The 24,064-nt window shown below is 44.6% G+C and carries 27 protein-coding genes; 13 read left to right on the top strand and 14 right to left on the bottom strand.

The features are described 5' to 3' along the window. Window positions 1–3 precede the first annotated feature (3 nt). From moaC to tpiA, 8 genes are all read left to right on the top strand, one after another. Window positions 4–504: a cyclic pyranopterin monophosphate synthase MoaC gene (gene moaC, locus B3N34_RS04710; RefSeq protein WP_213697943.1), complete on the top strand. Its 501-nt coding sequence runs from the start codon at window positions 4–6 to the stop codon at window positions 502–504. Then, complete coding sequence (locus B3N34_RS04705) at window positions 497–1,291, top strand: MogA/MoaB family molybdenum cofactor biosynthesis protein (RefSeq protein WP_286975689.1); 795 nt, start codon at window positions 497–499, stop codon at window positions 1,289–1,291. The genes moaC and B3N34_RS04705 overlap by 8 nt, the downstream gene beginning before the upstream one ends. Then, window positions 1,278–2,249 carry an RNase adapter RapZ gene (gene rapZ / locus B3N34_RS04700; protein ID WP_286975374.1) on the top strand — a complete coding sequence of 324 codons (972 nt, stop codon included), beginning with the start codon at window positions 1,278–1,280 and terminating at the stop codon, window positions 2,247–2,249. Before B3N34_RS04705 ends, rapZ begins: the two co-directional genes overlap by 14 nt. Continuing rightward, the gene (locus B3N34_RS04695) at window positions 2,233–3,408 is read left to right on the top strand and encodes a gluconeogenesis factor YvcK family protein (RefSeq protein ID WP_286975372.1); all 1,176 of its coding nucleotides are present in this window, start codon (window positions 2,233–2,235) and stop codon (window positions 3,406–3,408) included. The genes rapZ and B3N34_RS04695 overlap by 17 nt, the downstream gene beginning before the upstream one ends. After that, window positions 3,369–4,271 carry a DNA-binding protein WhiA gene (whiA, locus tag B3N34_RS04690; RefSeq protein WP_213698028.1) on the top strand — a complete coding sequence of 301 codons (903 nt, stop codon included), beginning with the start codon at window positions 3,369–3,371 and terminating at the stop codon, window positions 4,269–4,271. Before B3N34_RS04695 ends, whiA begins: the two co-directional genes overlap by 40 nt. 113 nt (window positions 4,272–4,384) lie before the next feature. Then, window positions 4,385–5,398, top strand: coding sequence for a type I glyceraldehyde-3-phosphate dehydrogenase (gene gap / locus B3N34_RS04685; RefSeq protein WP_286975369.1), 1,014 nt, complete (start codon window positions 4,385–4,387; stop codon window positions 5,396–5,398). A gap of 18 nt (window positions 5,399–5,416) precedes the next feature. After that, complete coding sequence (locus B3N34_RS04680) at window positions 5,417–6,610, top strand: phosphoglycerate kinase (protein WP_286975367.1); 1,194 nt, start codon at window positions 5,417–5,419, stop codon at window positions 6,608–6,610. A gap of 78 nt (window positions 6,611–6,688) precedes the next feature. Continuing rightward, on the top strand, window positions 6,689–7,498 hold the full coding sequence (gene tpiA, locus B3N34_RS04675) for a triose-phosphate isomerase (RefSeq protein ID WP_286975365.1): 810 nt from the start codon (window positions 6,689–6,691) through the stop codon (window positions 7,496–7,498). Window positions 7,499–7,748: 250 nt separating this feature from the next. Here the strand turns inward: tpiA and rsfS are convergent, their stop codons facing one another. The 7 genes from rsfS to rplU form a co-directional block, all read right to left on the bottom strand. After that, window positions 7,749–8,141, bottom strand: coding sequence for a ribosome silencing factor (gene rsfS / locus B3N34_RS04670; protein WP_286975364.1), 393 nt, complete (start codon window positions 8,139–8,141; stop codon window positions 7,749–7,751). A gap of 81 nt (window positions 8,142–8,222) precedes the next feature. Continuing rightward, entirely contained in the window at window positions 8,223–9,497 is a 1,275-nt protein-coding gene (locus B3N34_RS04665; protein ID WP_286975362.1) for an LCP family protein, read from the bottom strand. Between the two features lie 6 nt (window positions 9,498–9,503). Next, on the bottom strand, window positions 9,504–10,118 hold the full coding sequence (gene nadD, locus B3N34_RS04660; RefSeq protein WP_234945419.1) for a nicotinate-nucleotide adenylyltransferase: 615 nt from the start codon (window positions 10,116–10,118) through the stop codon (window positions 9,504–9,506). Between the two features lie 50 nt (window positions 10,119–10,168). Beyond that, window positions 10,169–11,458, bottom strand: coding sequence for a GTPase ObgE (obgE, locus tag B3N34_RS04655; RefSeq protein ID WP_286975360.1), 1,290 nt, complete (start codon window positions 11,456–11,458; stop codon window positions 10,169–10,171). A 79-nt stretch (window positions 11,459–11,537) separates the two neighbouring features. Continuing rightward, on the bottom strand, window positions 11,538–11,819 hold the full coding sequence (gene rpmA / locus B3N34_RS04650) for a 50S ribosomal protein L27 (protein ID WP_009201002.1): 282 nt from the start codon (window positions 11,817–11,819) through the stop codon (window positions 11,538–11,540). Then, the gene (locus B3N34_RS04645) at window positions 11,816–12,151 is read right to left on the bottom strand and encodes a ribosomal-processing cysteine protease Prp (protein ID WP_286975357.1); all 336 of its coding nucleotides are present in this window, start codon (window positions 12,149–12,151) and stop codon (window positions 11,816–11,818) included. Before B3N34_RS04645 ends, rpmA begins: the two co-directional genes overlap by 4 nt. Window positions 12,152–12,191: 40 nt before the next feature. Next, the gene (gene rplU, locus B3N34_RS04640) at window positions 12,192–12,512 is read right to left on the bottom strand and encodes a 50S ribosomal protein L21 (RefSeq protein WP_286975356.1); all 321 of its coding nucleotides are present in this window, start codon (window positions 12,510–12,512) and stop codon (window positions 12,192–12,194) included. Between the two features lie 411 nt (window positions 12,513–12,923). Between rplU and modA the strand changes: the two genes are divergently transcribed. From modA to B3N34_RS04625, 3 genes are all read left to right on the top strand, one after another. Next, window positions 12,924–13,649 carry a molybdate ABC transporter substrate-binding protein gene (gene modA, locus B3N34_RS04635; protein WP_286975354.1) on the top strand — a complete coding sequence of 242 codons (726 nt, stop codon included), beginning with the start codon at window positions 12,924–12,926 and terminating at the stop codon, window positions 13,647–13,649. 18 nt (window positions 13,650–13,667) lie between these two features. Further along, the gene (locus tag B3N34_RS04630) at window positions 13,668–14,447 is read left to right on the top strand and encodes a Rossmann-like domain-containing protein (protein ID WP_286975353.1); all 780 of its coding nucleotides are present in this window, start codon (window positions 13,668–13,670) and stop codon (window positions 14,445–14,447) included. Between the two features lie 159 nt (window positions 14,448–14,606). Then, the gene (locus B3N34_RS04625) at window positions 14,607–16,187 is read left to right on the top strand and encodes an AAA family ATPase (RefSeq protein WP_286975351.1); all 1,581 of its coding nucleotides are present in this window, start codon (window positions 14,607–14,609) and stop codon (window positions 16,185–16,187) included. 87 nt (window positions 16,188–16,274) lie between these two features. Here B3N34_RS04625 and B3N34_RS04620 read toward each other — a convergent pair whose 3' ends face one another. From B3N34_RS04620 to B3N34_RS04590, 7 genes are read right to left on the bottom strand one after another with little or no spacing between them, the layout of a single operon-like run. Continuing rightward, window positions 16,275–16,703 carry a bifunctional nuclease family protein gene (locus B3N34_RS04620; protein ID WP_009200998.1) on the bottom strand — a complete coding sequence of 143 codons (429 nt, stop codon included), beginning with the start codon at window positions 16,701–16,703 and terminating at the stop codon, window positions 16,275–16,277. Window positions 16,704–16,741: 38 nt separating this feature from the next. Further along, the gene (locus B3N34_RS04615; RefSeq protein WP_286975348.1) at window positions 16,742–17,800 is read right to left on the bottom strand and encodes a M20/M25/M40 family metallo-hydrolase; all 1,059 of its coding nucleotides are present in this window, start codon (window positions 17,798–17,800) and stop codon (window positions 16,742–16,744) included. After that, window positions 17,790–18,926 (bottom strand): aspartate aminotransferase family protein, encoded by a 1,137-nt coding sequence (locus B3N34_RS04610; RefSeq protein WP_286975347.1) that lies wholly within the window; start codon window positions 18,924–18,926, stop codon window positions 17,790–17,792. Before B3N34_RS04610 ends, B3N34_RS04615 begins: the two co-directional genes overlap by 11 nt. After that, window positions 18,896–19,753, bottom strand: coding sequence for a [LysW]-aminoadipate kinase (locus B3N34_RS04605; protein WP_286975345.1), 858 nt, complete (start codon window positions 19,751–19,753; stop codon window positions 18,896–18,898). Before B3N34_RS04605 ends, B3N34_RS04610 begins: the two co-directional genes overlap by 31 nt. Before the next feature lie 31 nt (window positions 19,754–19,784). Further along, entirely contained in the window at window positions 19,785–20,828 is a 1,044-nt protein-coding gene (gene argC, locus B3N34_RS04600; RefSeq protein WP_349679689.1) for an N-acetyl-gamma-glutamyl-phosphate reductase, read from the bottom strand. Then, window positions 20,818–21,675 (bottom strand): lysine biosynthesis protein LysX, encoded by an 858-nt coding sequence (gene lysX / locus B3N34_RS04595; protein WP_286975342.1) that lies wholly within the window; start codon window positions 21,673–21,675, stop codon window positions 20,818–20,820. The genes argC and lysX overlap by 11 nt, the downstream gene beginning before the upstream one ends. Next, the gene (locus B3N34_RS04590; protein WP_009200992.1) at window positions 21,675–21,848 is read right to left on the bottom strand and encodes an alpha-aminoadipate/glutamate carrier protein LysW; all 174 of its coding nucleotides are present in this window, start codon (window positions 21,846–21,848) and stop codon (window positions 21,675–21,677) included. The genes lysX and B3N34_RS04590 overlap by 1 nt, the downstream gene beginning before the upstream one ends. A gap of 58 nt (window positions 21,849–21,906) precedes the next feature. Between B3N34_RS04590 and B3N34_RS04585 the strand changes: the two genes are divergently transcribed. Next, window positions 21,907–22,251: a M20/M25/M40 family metallo-hydrolase gene (locus tag B3N34_RS04585; RefSeq protein ID WP_349679688.1), complete on the top strand. Its 345-nt coding sequence runs from the start codon at window positions 21,907–21,909 to the stop codon at window positions 22,249–22,251. A 185-nt stretch (window positions 22,252–22,436) separates the two neighbouring features. Continuing rightward, a complete protein-coding gene (locus tag B3N34_RS04580) occupies window positions 22,437–24,026 on the top strand; it encodes an ABC transporter substrate-binding protein (RefSeq protein ID WP_286975339.1) in 1,590 nt (529 codons plus the stop codon). Window positions 24,027–24,064 lie beyond the last annotated feature (38 nt).

Genomic DNA, 24,064 nt, shown 5'->3' with positions numbered 1-24,064 from the left:
GCGATGGGCTTTGGAACGCATCTGGACGATTCAGGTCATCCTATGATGGTAGATGTCGGTTCGAAAGATTTGACTTCAAGAAGAGCTGTAGCCTGCGGTTGGATCATTTTGCCGGATAAAATATATAATATGGTTGATAAGGGCGATGTCCCAAAAGGCGATGTTTTAAAGGTCGCCGAACTTGCAGGCATAATGGCTGCCAAAAAGACTTGTGAGATAATTCCGCTGTGCCACAACATAAGGCTGGATCATGTGAAGGTTCGGTGCGAATTGGATGAATTGCGCCATGGCATAAAGGTAACGTCTGAAGTATCTGCCAGAGAAGTTACAGGCGTAGAGATGGAGGCATTGACGGCAGTTTCCGTAGCCCTTCTGACCATATATGACATGTGTAAAGGAATAGACAAGGGAATGCATTTTGAGGCAATACGCTTGGTCGAAAAAAGCGGCGGCAAAAGCGGCAACTACCTTTGGGAGGATAGGGAAAGTGCACAGGATGATTAAGAAGAGACTGATAAGAATTTATGATGGCGAAAAGGACGTTACAATGGCATATCTTCATGTAGGTAATAAGGGAGAGACTATGGTCGATGGGATGGTAAAAAAAATTTTTATAACCGCTCCCATGCCTTTGTTGCCCTTAAACGAGTCGGCTCTGACGTTGGTACTATCTCATGGAGTCGAAGACAGCGAAAACCTCGTTTCCTTTGACAACGGAGAGGTTATCTTAAAGTTACATAGTGACAATGAAGCTGAGATATTCAAGGGTGGATTTTTACGTCTATCTATGGAATATGACGAGTGGTTCCCCATCAACTTGGGGATTTTGACAGTCAGCGACAGAAGAAGCAAAGGAGAGCTGATAGATACATCAGCTCCCTCCCTTGAGGAGATTTCCCAATCCATAGGTGCAGTGAGAAAAAATTACGATATAGTACCTGATGAAATAGAGGAAATACAGAGGGTTGTCCGGCATTGGTGTGATGATGTAGGGCTCGATTTAATTTTGATAACTGGGGGCACTGGTATCTCGCCAAGGGATGTGACTCCTGAGGCCATTTTAGAAATATCGGACAAGATTATCTATGGTATAGGCGAGTATATGCGTTGGTCGACATCTTTAAACAATCCCATGTCCATCTTGAGCAGGGGAATGGCTGTAACGAGGGGAAAGACCGTTATAGTTGCCCTTCCCGGGAGTGAAAAAGGGGCAACAGAATGCTTCTCCGCCGTATCTCCTACCCTAAGGCACGCTGTGGAGGTGCTAACAGACAGGCATGTCCAACATTGAAGGGAAGAATAATAAAAGGCAAATCGATATACCGTGCAATAACCACAATGAGGAGCATGAGAAGCAAGGCATCTCAAAGTGTATTATCATTACAGGAATGTCAGGCGGTGGTAAATCTACCGCCTTAAAGATATTGGAAGACATTGGTTTTTATGCCATAGATAATATCCCGCCGGCAATACTGCCGCAATTGATAGACATGCTTGAAACTCACGAGGCAGCCGTCAATAACGGTATAGTTGCGGTAATTGATGTTAGGGGCGGCATCCTTCTTAAAGGTTTTGAAGATGTTATAACGACGCTCAAAAGCAAAGTGTCCTTAGTTAAGGTGATTTTTTTGGATGCCGGTGACGATATATTAATAAGGCGTTATGAAACGACGAGAAGAAGGCACCCTCTGGGCAAAGATCTACCTTTGAGCGTAATGATCTCGAAAGAGAGAAGCGTGGTGGCTCCCGTAAGGGAGTTGGCCGATGTGGTAATAGACACGAGTAATTTAAGTATTCAAGAGCTGAAGGATGCCTTGTTAAAATCATTGGGCATGATGGATGCGGAACCATCGGTTATCATAACCTCCTTTGGATATAAATATGGCATCCCTTCGGACTGTGATTACGTTTTTGACGTAAGATTCTTGGAAAATCCATTTTATTGCCCACCCCTTCGTAATCTTACCGGGGTAGACGTTGAGGTTCAGGAGTATCTGTTAAATTTCACTGAAACTGAGAAATTTTACAACGAATCTTTGCGTTTGATAAAGCTGATTCTTCCCTTATATCGAAAAACGGGCAAACCGCAGGTGCACATTGCCGTTGGCTGTACAGGAGGGAGGCATCGTTCCGTTGCCTATTCCGAATGGCTTGCCAAAGAGCTGTCGGCCGATGGAGAAAAGTGTATTATCAGGCATCGGGATATAGAAAAGGATAAGGAGAAAGTGAGCGATGTCGTCGCTGGTTAGTTTTTTTGCCGGTGCATTTTTGGGTGGAGCTGTGGCTTATATATTTTCTAAGAAAGCAGCTGATTCCACTAACGACGGTATGGCAAAAGACAGGGAAAAAAATAAAGAAAAATATAGGGATGTCTATCTCAGCGCGTCGCGTCAGAGGCTTTCTATGGGGCCCTACATGGTCGCTATTGGCGGAGGAACAGGGCTGGCTGCTTTGTTGAGGGGTTTGAAATGTTTTACCAGAAATATAACGGCCGTCGTTACAGTGACCGATGAGGGTGGCAGCTCCGGGCGTTTGCGCCAGGAGTGGGGGGTATTGCCGCCGGGTGATATCAGAAATTGCCTTTTAGCTCTTGCTGAAGATGATAGTTCTTTAAACAGGCTTCTTAACTTTCGATTTGATCGCGGAGAATTAACCGGCCACAGTTTGGGCAACCTGCTTCTCCTTGCAGCTACGGAAATAGCTGGTGACTTCAGAAAGGGAATAGAGGAATTGAATAATATGCTGGCTATAAGGGGACAAGTTCTCCCGGTTACCACTGAAAGCGTAACTTTAGTGGGAAAAACTAAAAACGGTGAGAGAATTGAGGGTGAGTTGAATATCACAAATTACGGCAAATGCCTGGACGATATCTGGCTTGAGCCTAAGAGCGTAAAGCCACTGCCCGAGACGTTGAAGGCAATTGAAAATGCCGATCTTATAATCCTTGGACCGGGCAGTCTTTTTACCAGTGTCATACCCAACCTCCTTGTGGAAAAAGTCGCCGATTCCGTTAAAACTTCTTCAACGCCGGTTGTTTATGTTTGCAACCTCATGACTCAACCTTACGAAACCGAAGGGTTTACCGTATGGGACCACGTGAGATGGATCAGTAAAGTTTTAAAAGGCTTTCCTGACTTTGTAGTGGCCAATTCTAAGGCTTTACCTCATGAAATTGTATCAAAATATGTTGCCCAAGGTTCGATGCCGTTGTTGTTAACACCCGAGGAAAGGGAGAAGTTCAAGAAAATCGGTATATACTTAATTGAGGATGAGTTATGTAAGATTGAAGAAGGGGCGGTCCGGCATGATTCAATTAAATTAGCCGAATGTCTGATGAAGATAGCAAGAAGTGCGAGGGAAAAGGAAATATGGAAAGAATCGATTCAATTTTCTGGGATGAGTGGATAAATAGCGTATCTTTCGATAAAAGCAGGACCGATACCGAATGTTCAGGAATCATAGAGGGAATTTTTGTCAAGCAAAAGATGAACTATGCAATATGCGCATCGCTGCGATTGTATGTCTTTAGGAGGCTTTATTCGCTCTGGAAATATACGCGATGGTCGGATGTTAATATTTCGTCTTATATGAGAGTTCCCGAAAACAAAAAAGGTCGGGTAAAGTTGATTTTACCCTTTGATATTTACGAAGACATCTCCAGATCAAAAGCCTCTTGGGCATGGTTGCGGGGGTTGTTTGGCAGCTGCGGTTCAATATTCTGGCCTAAAAACGGCTATCACTTAGTCTTCAGGATTAAAAATGATAAGTTATGCGATAAGCTATTAGCTTTCATAAATGCCAAGGGAATAAAGAATACTTTTAGAAATCGTTCTGGCAGTTACGAGGTGCAGGTTCGTAGCCACGAATCCATCACGAGGCTTCTTGCGGGCATGGAACTTATGAAGACCTCTCTTATGGTCGAGGAAAAATTTATAATCCGATCCGTTAAAAGTAGAGCGAATAAACAGGTTAATTGTGACACGTCCAATATCAGAAAAAGCCTTCAAGCGGCCGAAAAACAGCTGTATATTAGTAAATTGCTCGTTAAGTCCGGCATTATAAACGATCTTCCTGCATATATGCAGGATCTAGTGCTTGTACGACTAAACTACCCCAGTGCTACTCTTCGGGAAGTCGGGCAATTGTTATCTAAGCCCGTAAGTAAAAGCACTGTAGAATACAGATGGAACAAACTTGAAAACATCATAAAAGAAATCATCGATATAGACCTGGATGGCGGTTTCGAAGAAGTCGAATTTTCCGGCTCATGATTCGATTTGTAATAACCCATCACGGCTGTTAAAATATAATATAAGTTGCACCTAATTTCGAACAACCAGGTTGCAAGTTGATCTTCTAAAGCTTACGGGAGGTGGAGTGTATTATGACAAAAAAAATAGCTATAAATGGTTTTGGGCGTATTGGACGTTTGTTTTTGAGGGCTTTGATGCAATACAATGCCCAAAAAGAATGCGAGGTAGTTGCCGTCAATGATTTGGCATCGCCGGAGATATTGGGCTATCTCTTCAAATATGATTCCGTCCATCGTCGTTATCCTGGCGAAGTGAAAGTGGACGGTGATTATATAATTATCGATGGGCATAAGATAACGGTGTGCGCTGAGCCGGACCCTTCCAAACTTCCGTGGAAGGACCTCGGAGTAGATGTCGTTGTGGAATCTACGGGTCGATTCACCGATGGAGAAAAGGCAAAAGCTCATTTGGCAGCAGGAGCTAAAAAGGTAATAATTTCGGCACCTGCCAGCAATGAAGACATCACAATAGTAATGGGAGTAAATGAAGATAAATATGATCCTACCAAACATGTAATCATCTCCAATGCGTCTTGTACCACAAATTGCCTTGCTCCTTTAGTTAAGGTGTTGCACAAGGAATTCGGTATTTTGCGTGGGCTCATGACTACGGCGCATTCTTATACGAACGACCAGGTGACTTTGGATTTCCCCCATAAAAAAGACCCCGCTCGCGGCAGAGCTGCGGGCCTTTCTATAATTCCTACATCTACGGGTGCAGCAAAGGCCATAGGCAAGGTAATTCCGGAATTGAAGGGATTGCTTAACGGAATTGCGCTCCGCGTTCCTACGCCTGATGTGTCCATCGTGGATCTGGTTGCAGAATTAAAGAAACCGGCAACAGTTGAAGAAATCAATGCAGCAATGAAAAAATACGCGGAAGGAGAATTGAAAGGCATTCTCGCCTACGAACCCGGTCCTTTGGTGTCCGCTGACTTCATAGGAGATCCCCATTCTGCTATTTTTATGCCCAATCAAACGATGGCAATAGACAGCACGGTTAAGGTCTTTGCATGGTACGACAACGAATGGGGCTATTCCTGCAGGCTGGTCGATTTGGCAAACTACGTTGCAAAATCGCTCTAGTCAGGCAGGTGGTTGCATATGAAATTGAGGATCCCAGACTCCAAAGACGTATCAGGTAAAAAAGTTCTAGTCAGGGTCGATTTTAATGTGCCTATGAAGGACGGTGTCGTTACCGATGACACGCGCATTAAAGCACACCTCGATACTTTAACGTTTTTGAGAAATAGCGGAGCCCATCTCGCTCTGGTATCCCACTTAGGTCGCCCTAAAGAGGGACGGGATCCGCAGTTCTCGCTTAAGCCCGTAGCAGAGCATTTAAAGACATTGACCGGATGGAAGGTTACTTTTATTCCAGATTGCATTGGCGAAGAAGTAACACGCGCAGTTGCCTCTCAGCAACAAAAAGAAGTGCTCGTCTTGGAAAATGTACGTTTCTATAAGGGGGAGACTAAAAATGACCCCGGCTTTGCGAAAGAGCTTGCAAAGCCCTTTGAGGTTTTCGTAATGGATGCCTTTAGCGCTGCCCATAGAGCACATGCTTCTACACGTGGGGTGGTCGATTATCTGACGTCCTTTGCAGGTTTTCTCGTAAAAAGAGAAATCGATTCCCTCAGCCTTGTAAGGGACAATCCGGCTCATCCCTATGTACTTATCTTAGGGGGAGCCAAGGTGTCGGATAAAATAGGAGTTATCGAGAACCTCATTTCCAAGGTTGATCACATCATCATAGGCGGAGGCATGGCATATACCTTCCTAAAGGCTAGGGGATATGGAATAGGAAAATCTTTGTGTGAAGTAGAAAAACTGGAATATGCTAAGGAAATGCTTGAGCTTTCCCGTTCCAGGGGTGTTGAGATTCATCTTCCCGTTGATTCCGTCGCAGCGCCAGACGTAAAAGCCGATGTGCCGACATCTGTCGTAAATCTTGAGACGCCAATACCGGAGGACATGATGGCCCTTGATATTGGACCAAAGTCCATTGATAATTTTAGCAAGATAATAGGCAAAGCAAAAACAGTTTTTTGGAACGGTCCTATGGGAGTATTTGAACTAGAGCCCTTCAGAGCCGGTACCGAAAAGGTGGCATTTGCTGTAGCACAAGTCACTAAAAATGGCGGACACACAGTTGTCGGTGGGGGAGACACCGCTGCGGCCGTGAATATGCTCGGATTTTCCGATCAAATGTCTCACGTTTCCACGGGAGGCGGAGCCAGCCTTGAGTTTATGGAGGGTAAGATGCTTCCCGGTATCGAGCCCCTGTTGGGTGAATAAAAATTAGAAGATTAGGGAAGATCACGCAAGCGGAGCGCCAAAAGTGCTCCGCTTGACTTTAATTAAGGAGGATCAACCATGAGAAGAGTTCCTTTTCTTGCAGGCAATTGGAAGATGCACAAAGGACCCAAGGAGACGAAGGAATTTATCGTCGAGCTTTTTGCAGCTATAGCAAAAGATACGTCTCTTAAAGGGTTTTTAAAAGAAAACAAAGTAGAACTCGGTATATTCCCGCCCTTCGTCAGTTTAGAGACCGCTGGTAGAGAAATTGCTTCGGCGGATATCTCCCTTTCCTTGGGTGCTCAAAACATGCATTGGGAGGATAGCGGAGCCTTTACAGGCGAAATAGCCGGGGAAATGTTAATGGAAGTAGGGTGTAAATATGTGATCCTTGGACATAGTGAAAGGCGTCACATATTTGGCGAATCGGACGAGACGATCGGGAAGAAGATGATCAAAGCTTTAGAGATAGGACTAAAGCCCGTGCTGTGCGTTGGGGAGACGCTCGAGGAAAGGGATGAGGGAATTACCGAATCCGTAGTTAAAAGACAGCTGGAGGAGGCTTTGAGAGGCCTCAGAGAGTACGAAAATATCAAAGACAATATAGTTATAGCCTATGAGCCTGTTTGGGCCATTGGAACGGGCCGTAAGGCCAGCGATGAGGATGCTCAAAGCGTATGTGCATATATAAGAAAATTTATCGAAGAAAGGTTTGGTTCCACAGCTGCCAAGGGCATTCGAATCCTATATGGCGGAAGCGTAAAACCCGATAATGCAAAGGGTTTGATGGAACAGAAAGATATTGATGGTGCTTTGATTGGCGGCGCGTCATTAGACGTTGGAAGCTTTTTGGGAATTGCAAGAAACACGATCGAAGCTCTACAGTAAACATGAATATGAGCGGTGATTATGATAGAGCAGATTTAGTTTTGATTTATAACCCTTGATAAAAGCTTTGAATTTCGATCCAATGTAACATAAGATACATTATAGGACACTATGAAAAACACATAAGACCAGGTGCTCTTTTTCTGATCCTGGTCTTATGTGTTACTTGCCTATAGCAGAAGTTAATGCTTGCTAATATTATTACTGCTTGATATTTAATAATAATAATATTGATATTTAATATTGCTTTCTATGCGTTAAGTACCGCTACAGGTTCTCCGTCTTCGTCGTAATGTAGTATAGGTACATCTCCCCAGATGCGCTCCAAGTCGTAAAATTTTCGTCCTTCCTGACTGAAGATGTGAATGATTACGTCGCCGCAATCTATCAAACGCCACAAGTTACTGTCTCTGCCTTCGACTGCATAAGTAATTTGGCGTTCATCCAGCGCATCCGTTATGACATCTAAAAGGGCTTTCATATGGCTCTCTGAATTGCTGTTTGAGATGAAAAAGATATCGGCGAACCCGGAAACCTCGCTGATATCTATAGAAATAATATCTTGGGCTTTCTTGGAGGCTAAAACCTTTGCAATCCATCCGTATTTTTCCATTGCACCTTCGCTCGCCTTGCTGATGTCCAATCACCCCTCCTTAAATAAATTTGTCACCATTCTTTAATTTTTATTATACCTCATCTTTATCCAGCTTACTACATACAGCCTTTACCTCAAACCGCTCTCCAGCCTTGCGAGGATGGACTTGTAATCATGTCCTATAATGATTGTAGGTGTGGTTGTGCTATCGCTTGGCTTTACCAGAGCGTCGGAAATGCCAAGCAACTGACCGAGCATCTTCGATTCCCTCTCGAGATTCCTTGGATACAATATAGATGTATAGTGATAGTCGAAGTGTCGGGCATTACTTTTATATGCTATATCGATACCATACCGTTGTAATGCGGCTGCGAATTGATTTGCTAGTCCTGCGGTCCCATCACCATTTAATACAGCTACCCTACAAGTAATATTTCGAGCTATCGTATTTCTGTCGATTTGCTCTTTACCCTCTTCTATCAATTTCTCGGGTGATGTGGCCATATCTTTCATCGCATTGCCATCTTCTTGTTCTTCTTCGTTTATTGGAGCTGAAAGCATCGCTAAAGCTCTGTTTACATCGCCCAGCCAGTAGCTGACGCCAGATAAAACAGCGGGCTTGCCTGGCAGCGTGAAAAATCTTATATTCTGTGGTGGCATGTCTCTGAAGTACATTGCCAGTTTAAGTGCCTCTTCGGCCGGCAAATCAGTCTGAAGTGCCTGTAATATTTCCTTCAAAAACGTTGGCATTTTCGTGCTAACGGCTTGATTGGCGATCTTTTGAAGCAGTGCCTTCATGAATTGTTGTTGTCTTTTAATCCTCCCTATATCGCCTAATGCGTCATGTCTAAATCTAACGAACTTTAATGCAGTTTCTCCATCCATGTGTTGTAAACCCTGAGGGATATCTATGTAGAGGCCACCTGCTTTATCGACATATTTAAGCCTTTTTTCGACGTATATATCGACTCCTCCCAACAGGTCTACTATCTTCGGAAAGGAGCTATAGTCCAATTCGATATAATAATGGATTGGCATTCCTAGGTAGTTTATGAGCGTTCTATTCAGTAGTTCTATCCCCCCATAGGGATAGGCATGATTGATCTTATCCCAACCGCGACCAGGAATTTGGACCCTGGTGTCTCTGGGGATGGATAAAACTTGAACTGTCTTATTGTCAAGATCCAGCGTAGTGAAGAGGATCGTATCGGCACGATGGGAATCTTCGGTGTTGTCTTTGCCTACTATGCAAATATTTATCTTCCCCGTTTTTTCGTCGTGTTGAACGCTCTCTTTTATTGACTCTACTTTAGGCGAAAAATAGCCGTATAGACGAACGTAAGCTCCTCCTACGGTTGCAACGACCATAGCCATTATCAAAAGTGCGAGCTTCAATTTCGTCAAATGAGGTCACCTTCCCTCTAATGAATAAAGGTTTCTCTTATATATAAAATGCTCCACGGTCCAGGGCAAAAAATATCTTATGCTCTGCCCTGCCGCGACACGTCTTCTTATTTCTGTGCTCGATATGGCAAGCAGCGGTATTTCCAGCGGTATCACTGCCCGCTTTATCTCCTCCGGCAATGACTCCAATTGCGAGACATTGTAACCCGGCCTTGAAGCTGCAACTATATGGGCAACGCGAGCGATCTCGTAAGGTTCCTTCCATAAAGGCATTTGCAATACGGCATCGATGCCTGTTATGAAAAAAAATTCTACCTCCCTCGGCAAATACCAATGTCTCATTTCCCTTAACGTGTCAATGGTATGCGATGGTCCTCCGCGTTCGATCTCAATTTTAGATATTTTAAAATGAGGATTATCGACTATGGCCATACAGGTCATGATATAGCGATCTTCTGCAGACGTTATCATTTTATTGTTTTTATGGGGAGGATTGCCCGTTGGTACAAATATCACCTCTGACAGGTTGAGCGATATATAGGCCTCTTCTGCAATAACCAAATGCCCGAAATGAATGGGATCAAAGGTGCCTCCCATGATGCCAACTTTAAGTCTGCTCATAAAATTGGATCGCCTCTGAGGCAAGACCATATCTCCCCTTTCTTCGTCGATCATTTGACATCGGGTTCATATTCGAACTCCAAATCACCTATGCAAACGGTATCTCCTTCTTTTGCTCCCATCTTGTCCAGCAATTCCTCTACTCCTAATCTGGCAATGATCTTACCGAAACGCAAAATCGCCTCTTCTTGGCCAAAGTCATATCGTTTTACTAGTTCTTCAAGATATGGACTGATGACTTTATATTTTCCTTCTGCAAGGATCTCTATCCTTATGTCTGAATCGCGGTAAAATTCTGACTTGGTGGCATGTTTTAGGGGATAAAGCCTCCTGTTGTCGGGGGTTAATTTCGAAAGTTTCTGTAATAACAGCTCTGCCAGTTCTTTTATTCCTTTTCCCGTTATAGTGCTTGTAAAGCAAATCTCTTGCTTTGACTTCTCGGCCCATTTTGCAACCTGATCCAAAAAAGAGGCGTCATCAATCAGGTCCGTTTTGTTGGCCACCAGCAAAGAAGGTTTTTTGAGTATTTGATCGTTATATTTTGAAATCTCCTCACGAAGAATTATCCATTGTTCTTCTATGTTGTCGATCGAATGAGATGATACGTCCAAAACATGTAATATGAAACGACTTCGCTCTATATGCCTCAAGAACAAGAGACCTAATCCCTTGTTTTCCGATGCGCCTTCTATCAACCCCGGAATATCCGCCAAAGTTATGCGAAAATCACCTTCCTGTATAACGCCAAGGTTGGGATTTATGGTTGTAAAAGGATAATCGGCAATTTTAGGCTTCGCATTTGATAAACTAGCCAACAAACTGGATTTTCCCACATTCGGAAGCCCTATTATCGCCACGTCGGCAAGTATCTTTAGTTCTAATATAAGATGTTTTGTTTGACCCTCTTCCCCTTTTTCGGAAAAGCGGGGAGCTTGGTTGACAGGCGTCGAAAAAGCAGCATTTCCTCTTCCCCCTCTTCCTCCAAGGGCAACTAACAAGCTGTCGCTAGGATCTACCAAGTCACCCAAGGGCTCGCCGCTCTCTGCGTCCCAAACGATCGTCCCACAGGGAACTTCTATTATTAGATCCTCTCCATCCTTGCCGGACTGATTTCTCTTTCTTCCATCTTGGCCTGATTGAGCTTTAAACTGGGTTTTGTAGGTAAAATCTTCGAGGGTTTGAATTTTGTCAGAGGCTTTTATGTAAACGTTTCCCCCTCTTCCTCCGTTTCCGCCATCGGGGCCACCTTTAGGGACGTATTTTTCCCTCCTGAAACTCATGCATCCCTTGCCGCCATGACCGGCATGAACAATAATTTCCGCTCTATCGATAAACTTCAATTTACATCACCCGTAATAATAGAATAGGGACCTGACATGACAAGGCCCCTATTCGCGTATTTGTCAAACCTATTTTATCCTATTCTTCAACGGGAATTACGCTCACGTATTTTCTGTTTCTTTTGTTTTCGAACTTAACTACTCCTTTTTTAAGAGCAAAAATAGTATAATCCTTGCCGAGCCCTACATTTTGTCCGGGATGAACTTTAGTACCGCGCTGGCGGATGATGATGTTACCGGCATCCACGACTTGCCCGTCGTACCTTTTAACTCCTAACCTCTTGCTAATGCTGTCTCTGCCGTTTTGGCTGCTCCCCTGCCCCTTTTTGTGCGCAAACAACTGTATATCGAACCTGATCAATTTATACTCACCTCCACAATTTGCACATACCCGGGATAGGAATGGGCAATGGACCTTAAGCTGCCCAGCACTGTTTCTATTACCGCCTTCGCCTTTGGATCTTCAAGGGTACCTTTGTTCCAAGAGAGGAAAAACAAAGGTACGTCATCTTGGATATCGAAAACTACATCTTTAGCTTCGACGACCTCTTTTAGCCCTAAAAGGAGGGCATGCATCAAGGTCGACACTGCTGCGCAAACGACATCTTCTCCCTTTTGAGCATATCCGCTGTGTCCTCTGGCTTCAACCGATAATGGCCCTTTTTTCCCTATCCCTATACTAATTTTAATCATTCTTACCGAAATCTGAAATACTTCACTATATTTAGATAAGTTAATACTTCACGGACAAGATCTCGATTTCCGAGTAGGGCTGACGGTGGCCTTTGAACCTTTGATAATTAGTTTTGTTTTTGAATTTGAAGACGATGACTTTTTTGTCTTTGCCGTGATTCTTAATGGTTGCTTCCACGCTGGCACCGGGAATAGTCGGATGTCCCACCTTTACTTCCTGATCGTCGGATATCATTAGAACTCGATCAAGCTCCACTGTATCTCCTGGTTGTCCCTCCAGCTTCTCGACTTTCAACACATCTCCAGGCGATACACGATACTGCTTCCCACCGGTTTCTACAATAGCATAAGTCAAACTCATTACCTCCTCTCGCTGAGCAACTCGGGCGGCAATTGCCTTGGAGCCCGTCTCAAGCGGTTATCGTCCCATATTTATGGGACTTATGCATTTTAAATAAGAAGGACCGCGAAGTCAATAAGAAACTCACTACCTCCAGGACAAATTTATTTCTTGGCTATATGTCATTTGCCCTTGTATGACTGCGGACAAGACTATAATCACTTATTAGGCATTGGATCACAATCCTGGCGACATGACCTCGATAGCTTTCTTTTAAATTTAAGTATACTACTTTTTCTATATAGAACAAAATCGATCAGTAGTCATACTATAAACGGGCACACATTTGCAACCTAGTTGCAATATATATCTAACTGTGATAATTTACTATATAAGCACGTGTCCCATTCGATATAAGAGGGGGTAAATCAATTGAAACGAGTTGTTAGAGTTTTTGTAATTATCATGTGCGTCCTGTCAATATGGTGTGTGCCAGTTATGGCTAATGTGGTTGCCGTTGCAGCAGGCATAGCTCCCTGCGTTGAAGAGGTGATGGAAGCTTATGCCGAGGCTGGAGGAGAAAAAATGGAATTTGTAAAGGAAGCGTGTGGTCCTCTGGCAAATAAGATAGCGATGGGTGCGCCATATGATATGTTTTTGGCTTCCGAGCCCAGATGGCCAAAATGGTTAGAGGCCAAGGGAATGCTAGTCGATGTTCACGCATTTGCCATAGGGCAATTGGTGATGTGGCGTTTTTCTTCGGAGGCTCCATGTGAAAGCGATATTAAAAAGTCCAAAATAGCCGTGCCAAATCCCGATATAACAGCTTATGGAAACCTGGCAAAGCAATATCTTGATGAGGCAGGATTATGGGATAAAATGATGGCTGAAAAGAGGATTATTTTAGTTGGCAATGCACCGCAGGCCGTCGTCGCGGCGAAAGGAAGTGCTGCCGAGATAGCGTTTATCCCTCTCAGCATGGCCATAAAAGCAGGCGGCAATTATACTCCTCTATCTGGAATGACTGTCGATCAAGTGGGGGGTCTCACTGTTAGAGCCAATGAGGAGGTCCGCAAATTTTGGATTTTCTGTCGTTCCGAAAGGTCTTTCCCTATTTGGACGAAGTGGGGATTTTTATCGCCAGATAACATGAAGTAATAGGGGGGTAAATGTGTAATGAAGTGCAATGGAAATAACGAAAGTTCTGATTTGCTTCTCCATGTTAGAACAATAGTGTTAAAAAAAATTAAAAGTCTTTCTCATCTTCTGGATGAGTCGGTTCTCGTAGAGCCCCTAGGCGTTGAAGAAGCACTTGGAGATCCTGCTCCCTATAAAGATTTTGCCCTTCAGCGCGGGGAGGAAAAGCTTATCGAGGCTACACTAAATGGAGAAAAGGGGCAGGCCTTTACGTCAAGGCCTTCCCGTTGGAGGGGGACTCTCGAAGAAGTGCTTCTTTTGCCATTGAATTTGGAGAAAAATAGGGCTATTTTCTTGGCTACAGTTAATGCATTGGGAAGGCATCTTGGCTGGGACGATCATACCATTCACTGCAAAGACAAAGCTCCAGACCGTTGCGGGCGAAAAATGGCGGAATTTATAAGCGAGACATTAGCTCCCTCAGCCAAAGTTGGGGTAATAGGATATCAACCGGCAATTATTAAACATATGGCGGAAGTTTTGGGGAAAGAAAGGGTAAAATTATGTGACTTAAACCCTCATAACATAGGAAAAGATGTCTTTGGAGTGAGAGTATTGGACGGTGACACAGCGCTTGATGAGATCGCAAGGGAGTGCAGAGTCTGTCTCATTACCGGCTCGACTCTAGTGAATAGCACACTCGATAGAATACTTCAGACCATGGATAACAGAGGGGTAAAACCTTTTATTTATGGAACAACCGGAGCTATACCCGCCAAACTTTTGGGCATTGAAAGACTATGTTTTGAGGCCCAATGAATTAAAGGAGATTGCTAAACTCTCGGATGTAACATAAAAAGAGCACATGGGTAACATGTGCTCTTTTTGGTATATTTTGTCCTCGTTATGCCTTAAATTTTAGTTTTTGTCATGTTATGATTAACTCAAAATTAAGGAAATGCAGAGGTTTGAGGTTAGATGTCAAAAATAGAATTGAACGAAGACTTTCGCAAAGCATTAGATCTCATGGAAAATTCCGATAAAAACGTATTCGTTACCGGCCGTGCCGGAACAGGAAAGTCCACATTACTGTCTTATTTTCAACAGAAGACGAAAAAAAGAGTCGTGGTTTTAGCCCCCACCGGCGTTGCTGCCTTGAACGTCAAAGGTCAGACCATCCATTCATTTTTCGGTTTTAAGCCCAACGTTACTCCCGACCAGATTAAAAAGTCTCGTTCTCCCAATGGTGCGACGAACATTTACAAAAAGATAGATACGATCATCATAGACGAGGTCTCCATGGTTCGAGCTGATTTACTGGACTGCGTCGACAAGTTTTTGAGGCTCCATGGGCCTAAAAGCAAGTTGCCCTTTGGTGGAATTCAAATGGTATTCATCGGAGATTTGTATCAACTTCCCCCCGTTGTAACGAAAAACGAAAGAGATGTCTTTAAGACCCTCTATAAGACACCTTATTTTTACAGTGCCAAGGCCTTTGAGACCTTGGATGTGGAGTTTGTGGAGTTGGATAAGATATATCGCCAGCACGACCAGAAGTTCATAGATTTGCTAGGAGCAATTCGCAACAAGACCATAACAGATGAGGATATGGAGCTACTGAACAGCCGCGTAATGCCCGACTTCGAGCCCGATCCTGAAGAATTCTTCGTATATTTGACCACAACAAATAAACGTGCGGAAGAAATTAATGAGCAGCACCTTTTCCAATTAAAAGGCATGACTCATGTTTTTAAAGGCGCTATTAAAGGCGATTTTGGGAACGAATATCTGCCGACGGCCTTGGAGCTTAAGGTAAAAGAGGGAGCCCAAATTATGCTTTTGAACAACGACTCCCTGGGCAGGTGGGTAAACGGAAGTATCGGGAAAATTATCGAGATTTATAAAGACGTCTTAGAGGACGATCAAGAGGAATACGTCATAGTGGTAGAGCTTTCAGACGGAAGGGAGGTCGAAGTGACCCCTCACACCTGGGAGATTTACGACTTTTACGTAGACGGAGATAAGCTGAAATCTCAAACCGTAGGCAAGTTCAGGCAATATCCAATGATGCTTGCCTGGGCAGTGACGATACATAAAAGCCAGGGCAAGACCTTCGATAAGGTCATCATTGACATTGGACGCGGGGCCTTTGCCCATGGCCAAGTTTATGTTGCTTTGAGCCGTTGCACTTCTCTGGAGGGAATCATACTAAAAAAACCCATCAAGAAAGAACATATCTGGATGGACTGGAACGTGGTGCATTTCTTGACGGAGTGCCAATATAGTAAGGCTGAGGAGATGCAATCCCTAGACGACAAGATCGAGAGAATTAGGGAGGCCATAAACGAGAATTTGGCTTTGGAAATCGTTTACCTTAAGCCAAATAACGAGAAAAGCAAAAGAATCATAACCCCCTTTGAAGTCGGAGAGATGGAATATAAAGAGAAAAAATACATAGGAGTACGGGCATTTTGCAACTCCAGACAGGGAGAAAGGGTTTTTAGAGTTGACAGGATTTTAAGTTTAAAGGTTTTAGAAAGTCCTGTCCTTAAAGAATAGACATTATGTAAAAAATTAACTGAATTAACTTTCTATAATGTTGCTAAGCTTATCTTTTGTCTTAATGTTTGGCGTGTGTTAAGTCGGTTAATTGTGTCCGACGTTTAAATCAGAAGAATTTACGGTAAACTCCGTCAGCTTTATGTCCATGTATATTGGTGCGTTATAGGCGACGGCAAGGGCGATTGCATCGCTGGGGCGAGAATCAACTTCATATGTGTAGCTTTTGTGCCTAAGATAAAGGTTAGCATAATAGACATTGTCTTTAATGTTGTTGATTATGACTTGCTCCACCTCCGCGCCCAAAAGGTCCAATAGGTTTCTTAAGAGGTTGTGAGTAAGTGGGCGACTGGGCGTTACGCCCTGCAAGTTCATTAAAATGGCCATAGCTTCAACGGGTCCGATGACGATAGGCAGGACTTTAGTTTCCTCCTTGTCACTGAGCATGACAATATGGTTATTGTCCTCGTCCACAGCTATGCCTTTTACGAAGACTTCAATGTTGTTGTCAAACATGGTTATCACCTCGCTTCTCTGTTATTTTATCACAAAAATCATACCCCACTTGACACATAAGAAGAGATCAATGCTATCGCAGTTTCGAGAACGTCGATAGATTTTAAATATTCACTTAAGACGATATGTTCGGTCATAGTGTGATCTAGGGTGCTGTCGCCGGGTCCGTATGCGATCATAGGGCAATCCCAAGCAGCTGCATGATTGAAATCAGCCGTTCCGCTTTTGACGACAACGCGGGGTTCCAGTTTTTGTCGTCTCAGGGCTGTGCGAAAGGCTTTTGCGACTATGTTGTTTTTGTCCGTCACGTGAGAGGGTATAGCAAGGATGACGTCATGTTCTACCTCATATTTTTCGCATATCTTCTCGACCAAGAAGCGGTATTCTTCTAGGGCGCCTCCGATGGGAATGCGTATATCGAGCTCCACCTTTGCACTTCTTTGCCCCTCTTCCCTTCCCCACATATAAACGACAGCCCCTGATGGATCATATGCAATGGATTTGCCCGATTGGTCATTTGAGCGCAATCGATTTAATATCTCCGAAGCTGCCAGGGTAACGCTGGTAAGGGGACCTGCGTCGGCGCTTCTGTGGCCTCCGCCGTCCTCTGCCTTGAGGATTACCCTAATACAACCGCGATAGCCTATGGTTATTCCCCGAGTGTTCGACGGCTCTCCCACGATGCAGGCTTTAGGCTTATGGAGCGACAGTCTGTAAAGGATGCCCCGTGAGTCAGATTCCTCTCCGACGGCGGCAATGAGGGTCAATTTGCAGTTTCGTGCAAGTTTTACCTTGCCGCCGGCTAAAGCCATCGCACAAAGGGGCCCCTTTGCATCGACAGCACCCCTCCCCCATAGGGTGTCGTCTTCTACTTTGGGCTTTGGTCCGCCCTCAACTGTATCAATGTGACCGAGAAGGATTATTTCGTTATCGCCCTCCCCTTTCGTGGCCACGACATTGCCCACATCGTCTATGTAGGACCTGTCCCACCCCAAAGAAGGGAGGCGGGCATTGAGATAATCACACGCCTCGGCTTCGTTGTAACTTGCGCTGGCTATTGAAACCAGATCGAAGAGCAAATTTCTTTCAGCAGACATCTCCCTTTTCCTTCTCTTTCAATACAGCTTTAAAGATGTCAGCTGTTTTTTCAAAATGCTCTGTCGTAGACGTCAGGGGTGACAAAAATCTCACCACAAAAGGTCCGGCCGGAAGGGCGAGTACACCCCTATCCTGAAGTGCTTTGACTAAGGGTATGGATTTTATGGAAAGCTCCACTCCGTTCAACAACCCCCTTCCTCGCACCTCACGTATAAGCGGCGAGTCAATTTTTTGTAATAGACCTCTGAAGTAGCTACCTAATTCCACCGCCTTTTGCATATAGCCTTCACCTTGCAATAATGATATAGTAGCTAGCCCCAAAGCCATGGCAAGAGGATTGCCTCCATATGTTGAACTGTGCCCCGAGGTAGGAAAGCCGCCTAACTTTTCCTTCCACAGCATCATCCCTACGGGAAAACCTCCGGACACACCCTTTGCGAGACATATTATGTCAGGATCAAGACCACACTGTTCGCTTACTGAATAATCGCCGCACCTTCCCCAACCGCATTGAACCTCATCGCTGACGAGCAAAGCTCCGTGCAATTTGCACGCCTCAGTTATCTTCTTCCCAATATCCTTCTTGAGGGGATAGACTCCGCCTTCCCCCCTGACGGGCTCTACAAATACCGCAACGGTATCTTCATCTATCGTTGACGGCAGTTCCTCTGGTTCTAAATGGGTTATGGGCAAAAGAACGTGTGTCCAAGGGTTTCTGTAAAGAGGGTTAAAGGTTAAAGACAAAGCCCCAAGCGTGCGTCCGTGAAAGCTTCGGCGCAGGGCAAGGATTTTTTTTCTATTCGTGTTTAAAAAGGTGACAAGTTTAAGTGCAGCCTCCACTGCTTCAGATCCGCTGTTGCAGAAGAAGCATTCTCTGTCCGGAAATATCTGTTTTAAGGATTCCATGAACTTATTTCTCTTTTCCGATCCCATGCCTATCCCTACCGTCCACGGCATTTCCGATGCTTCTTTTAATGTTTTAACAAGGTAGGGATGGCAATGTCCGAAGAGCGCAGCTCCACTGCCGCAATAAAAATCTATATATTCTTTTCCTTCGTTATCTTTGATTATTGCACCATTCCCGTATGTTAAAGTTATACCGCGGCTTCCGTAAAGCTCCGACATAAGTGCGTCCCTCCTCCAGAGAATATCGTCTTTATCGGATTTTGTTGCCTGCTGTCTCCTATAAAAACCGAATTGACTCCGCCTTCGAGCGCTTCTTTTGCCGCTTGCAGTTTGCGCTTCATGTTTCCCCGAGAATAGCCTTCCAGTTCGGTCCAGTCTTCGAGCGCCGACATTTTAATCAACGTGGAAGTATCGTTTGGATCTTGAAGCAATCCCGGAATGTTGCTTAATATGACCAATACTTCTGCTTTAAGAGAAACAGCTGCTGCAGCAGCCATGCGATCCCCATCGACGTTCAAGACACCGTTACCTTTCTCGTCATAAGCCAGAGGAGGCAAGACGGGAAGTGCACCTAAATCCCACAATGCAAAGATACTATCGTTTCGAAAGGACGTAATAAATCCGCTGCAATTGCCTCTGATTAAACGCACTTTGCCATTTTCTGTAACCCGTAGGACATCCTTTCTTTTAGCAACGGCGGATATGTTGTCTGGCGGATAAAGCGGGACGGCATTAACCCCCTGTTGACCGAAGGAGCTAACAAGTTGTACGGAAAATACAGAGCATGCAGCTCGAAACAATTCCAGATCGGTCGAATTTATGAAGCGGCTTCTAAAACCACTAGGGCTTACGACGTATTTTGGGGTCATGTTTAAAGCCCTCGACAGATTATCCATATAAGAACTTCCGCCATGAACAAGAAGCCACTCTTCTCCCCTTTTTACTCTTTCAGAAAGTTCCTTGACGAGATATTCAAGGTTATTGCCGCTTGCTCCCCCTATCTTTACTACTCCCCTTTTAATGGAACTAAGGTTTTGATACTTCACTGTCCTTTCTCCTTTCAGTGAGTCATGTTGCTTACACGGGGTAAACGGGCATCATGGTAAGTCCTTCGGTTTCGTTTAACCCCAGCATCAGGTTGGATGCCTGGACAGCCGTTCCTGCTGCCCCTTTCATCAGGTTGTCTATGGCCGTAACTACCAACATCCTGCGCCCGTCCTCGTGGAGGGTAAAACCGGTCATTGCCTGATTGCTACCCGTCACCATCTTTGGTTCGGGAAACCTGAGATGAGCGGGTTTGGCCGGGCAAAGCTGCAAAAAGGGCTTGTCCTTATAAGCATTCTTGTAGAGCCTCCATATTTCTCCCTCTCTCACTTTTTTCGACAATCGAATATGAGCCAACATTTGTGCACCCCGGACGATTTCCACGGCTGTCATCGTCATCGTTACCGCATTTTCCTCAAGGGAAAGTTCCTGCAAGATTTCAGCCAAGTGGCGATGCCTAAAAGGTTCATACACTCTTAACGTCCTGCTTCTGTAGGGGTGATGGGTTCCGACGGTCGGTATTGCACCGGCTTCCGATGATCCAACCCTCACTTCGATTCGGACTTCCTCTATCAAGCCCTCTCTTGCGAGGGGGAAAAGCCCCAATATACAGCAGGCTGCGTTACAACCTACTCCGCTCACTAAATTTGACCCCTCGATTTCCTTTCCATGGAGCTCGGGCAAACCGTACACTGAACGGATCAATAAATCCGGGTTTGGATGAGGCGACCCGTACCATTTTTCATAATCTTTAGCAGAAGAAAGCCTAACGTCAGCAGACAGATCTACTACCTTCGTGCCTTTTTCCAAGTATTTTTCGATGACGGGCACGGCTGTGCCGTGAGGGACTGCTAAAAATGCGATATCTGTATCTTTTAAAAATGCCTCATCATGGTCGCAAAATGTTAAATCGCCATATTCATCCCTTAAATGAGGGTGTGTCTGCCATATGAATTGTCCATTTTTGTTCTTTGAGACGGCACATTCCACTTTTATATCGGGATGTCGGGCCAATATTCGCAGAACCTCCCCGCCTGCCATTCCGCTTGCCCCCCATACCGCTGCCTTAAAAGTCATTTTCATCACTCTTTTGAGCCAATGTCCAAGCCATCTCGACTATCTTTCCGGCAACATCAACGCCTGTTACCCTTTCGTGAGAGCTTCTAAACTCCGGCTGGCCGTTGACTTCGTTCACGAGATAGCCGTTATAGGTCTCAAACACATCGACGGCTAGTAATTTTCCACCGATAGCCCTTTGAACATCAACAAGCAATTTCTTAAGGTCATCGGTCAAAGGGTAGCTTTGTGCCTCGCCGCCCCTTGCTGTGTTCGTAATCCAATGATTGCTGCATCTTCTTATGGCTGATACGGGACAATCTCCTATTATGGTGGCCCTTATGTCGAATCCATTTTTGTCGACATATTTTTGAATGTAAATTGCGCTGTGCTGCGAACCCAAGTGCAGCTTATGTTCGACTACTGCTTCCAGCGCATCCTTGTCGTTGACTTTTGCCAAAAGCCTTCCCCAACTGCCGACAGGGGGTTTCAAGACTACGGGATATCCCATTTTTTCAACGCATTTTAGTGTACCCTCCAGCGAAAAGGCCACAGCATAATCGGGTTGGGGAATGCCTGCTATGGAGAGCTTCGAAGAAGTGGCGATTTTGTCCGAACATGTATTCATGACGTCGGAATGGTTTATCGTGATTACGCCCTTTGCCTCTAACGTTAACGCCAACGCAAGATTTTGCCTGTGTCCAATACAGCGACATAGGGCCACATCTTTCCTTTGACAGATATCGTTGGGCCAGGCCAAGTCGGAGACGACAATCGATTCTAATGGAATTTCTCTTGCCTTTGCTGCCTCAATTATCATTTTCTCCTCAGCCCTGAGACGGGAATAGAACATGAAGACCCTGGCCATTATTCTCCCCAATCCTCCTGCACTTCGGGTGCTTCTGCCACCGTTAAGGGATCCAAAGAAATCACTTCCAGTTCAGACCCGCAGTCGGGACAGGTAATAATTTCCCCTTCTAAAAGTTCATCGGATACTTCCACCTTTCCTTCACACACTACGCAATTTACAAATTTAGACATGACGATCCCTCCAAACCAGAATTTAATAATTTTGAAATTATAAACTTGAGTTTCAAACGTGTCAAGTAATTTCAACTTTTTTATCTTCAATTTTGTACAATACCTGTCTAGAGACCTTGGTGATGACAAAACCGTAAACGACTTAGGCCTTGTAGATGTTGGCATAGGAGCTTTATGTGTGCTTGGACCAATGGAAGAAGCCGAAATGACTATGGGTGGCGAGGATTTTGCCTTCTATTCGCAAAAAATTCCCGGCGTATTTGTTCAACTTGGCATCAGAAACGAAGAGAAAAGTATAATATATCCTCACCATCACCCCAAATTTGACGTGGATGAAGATGTCTTGTGGCAAGGCGTGGCGACATACGTGCTGCTGGCCAAAAAATATCTGGAATTGAATTAGGTTATAACAATAATTCCTTATTTTATTTATAGGCATCTTATATTTCGGGGACGGTTTTCTTTTGAATGAAACTGCGCGAAACCAGAGAAGCCGTCCCTATCTTTCTGGAAATTTAGTGTTTTTGACACCGATTATAATGTCTTGGTAAAATAACGATACCCTATCAGTTGAGGAGGTATAAGTGAATGAGGAAAAGGGTTATGGTGTGGTGTTTGGCGTTTCTGAGTTGTTTTTTGTTTGCCTCTGCTTCTTTTGCAGCGATTCCCAAAGATTCATTAGTTATCGCTGCTGATACGCAGATATTAATTTCACTGGACCCGGCCGTTTGTTACGAGACCTTTGCGGCACAAATAACGGAGGCAGGCTATTCGGGGCTAACCCATATACAACCGGTTAATGGAGTTTTAACTCCCGTACCGGCCTTGGCAGAAAGCTGGGACATCCTGGAAGACGGCACGAAATATGTATTTCATCTTAGAAAAAACGCTCGCTTTTCCAATGGCGATCCCGTCACAGCCGACGACGTTATCTTTTCCTTTCAAAGGCTTCTTAGCATTGGAAAGTCGCCTGCATGGTTGTTGGAGGAAATTGGTTTAACAAAGGAAAATATGAATGAAACGATCCTAAAAGAAGATGATAGGACTGTCGTTTTAAAGACCAAACCCCTCGCCCCGAATATAATCCTTTCTATTTTAGGAGGCTCTTGGGGAGGAATTGTAAACAAGAAAGTCGTCATGGCAAACGAAACAAACGGCGACTTTGGAGAGGCCTTCCTCCAGGATAAATCTGCAGGAGCAGGCGCGGGGCCCTATGAGATAGTCGAATGGAAGAGAAATGATCACATCTTGCTTCGCGCTAATCAGCACTATTGGGGTGGTGAACCTGCTATTAAACAAATATATATTAAAGACGTGCCTGAAGCGACGACTCAGTTTCTCCTTGTGCAAAAAGGCGATGTCGATGTGGCCTGGAGGGTTACGACGGAACAGGCTGCCCAGCTCAGAGATTCGCCCCAAAAGGGCGTTAAATTGGTAACAGTCCCGTCTCAGTCCAATGAATACGTTGCCATGAACGCCCAGTGGGGGCCCTTTAAGGACGAGAGAGTTGTCAAAGCCGTCAAATACGCGATTGATTACGATGCGATAATTGATTCAGTGCTCAAGGGGTTTGCCGTACTTAACCAAAACTTTATTCCCATCGGCTACTTTGGTTATATCGAGATGAACCCGTACAAAAAGGATGTAGAAAAGGCAAGGCAATTATTGAAAGAAGCAGGGTACCCTGAAGGTTTTGAAGTCGAACTTTTGACGAATCCGACTCAAATCAGAATGGATGAAGCCGTGCTTATCCAATCCAACCTCGCGGAAGTGGGGATAAAAGCCAAGGTGACAACAATGCCGGCTTCTGAAATGTACGCTAAATTCAGGCAGCAGGGACATCAAATGATATTGGCAGGATGGGGCATTGATTATCCGGACCCGGATGCCTTGGCAAAGCCCTTCGCAAACTACAGGGTAAAGCAACTTGCCTGGAGGACCATGTGGTACGACGATCATGCAGCTGATCTTGCGGAGAAAGCAGGATTGGAATTAAACGACGAACGGCGATTGGAACTTTACAAGGAACTTCAGGAATATTGGATCGAGAAAAGCTCCTTTGCTCTGCTCTATCAACCATTGGATTTCTGGGTAATAAGGGATAATTTAATAGGATTTGAAGAGGCAGCTGCAGGTTACAGCATCACCTTCGACTTTACTAAAATTTCGAAGAAGTAAGCTCCGAGTCATACTGGAGACTTCTCTTAAATACCTTT

Origin of the sequence: Acetomicrobium sp. UBA5826 (genome assembly GCF_002433005.1) — a bacterium.
In the GTDB taxonomy this organism is placed as follows: Bacteria; Synergistota; Synergistia; order Synergistales; family Acetomicrobiaceae; genus Acetomicrobium.
Note: the sequence above shows the minus strand (reverse complement) of the source record. Positions and strands in the feature narration are given on the sequence as shown.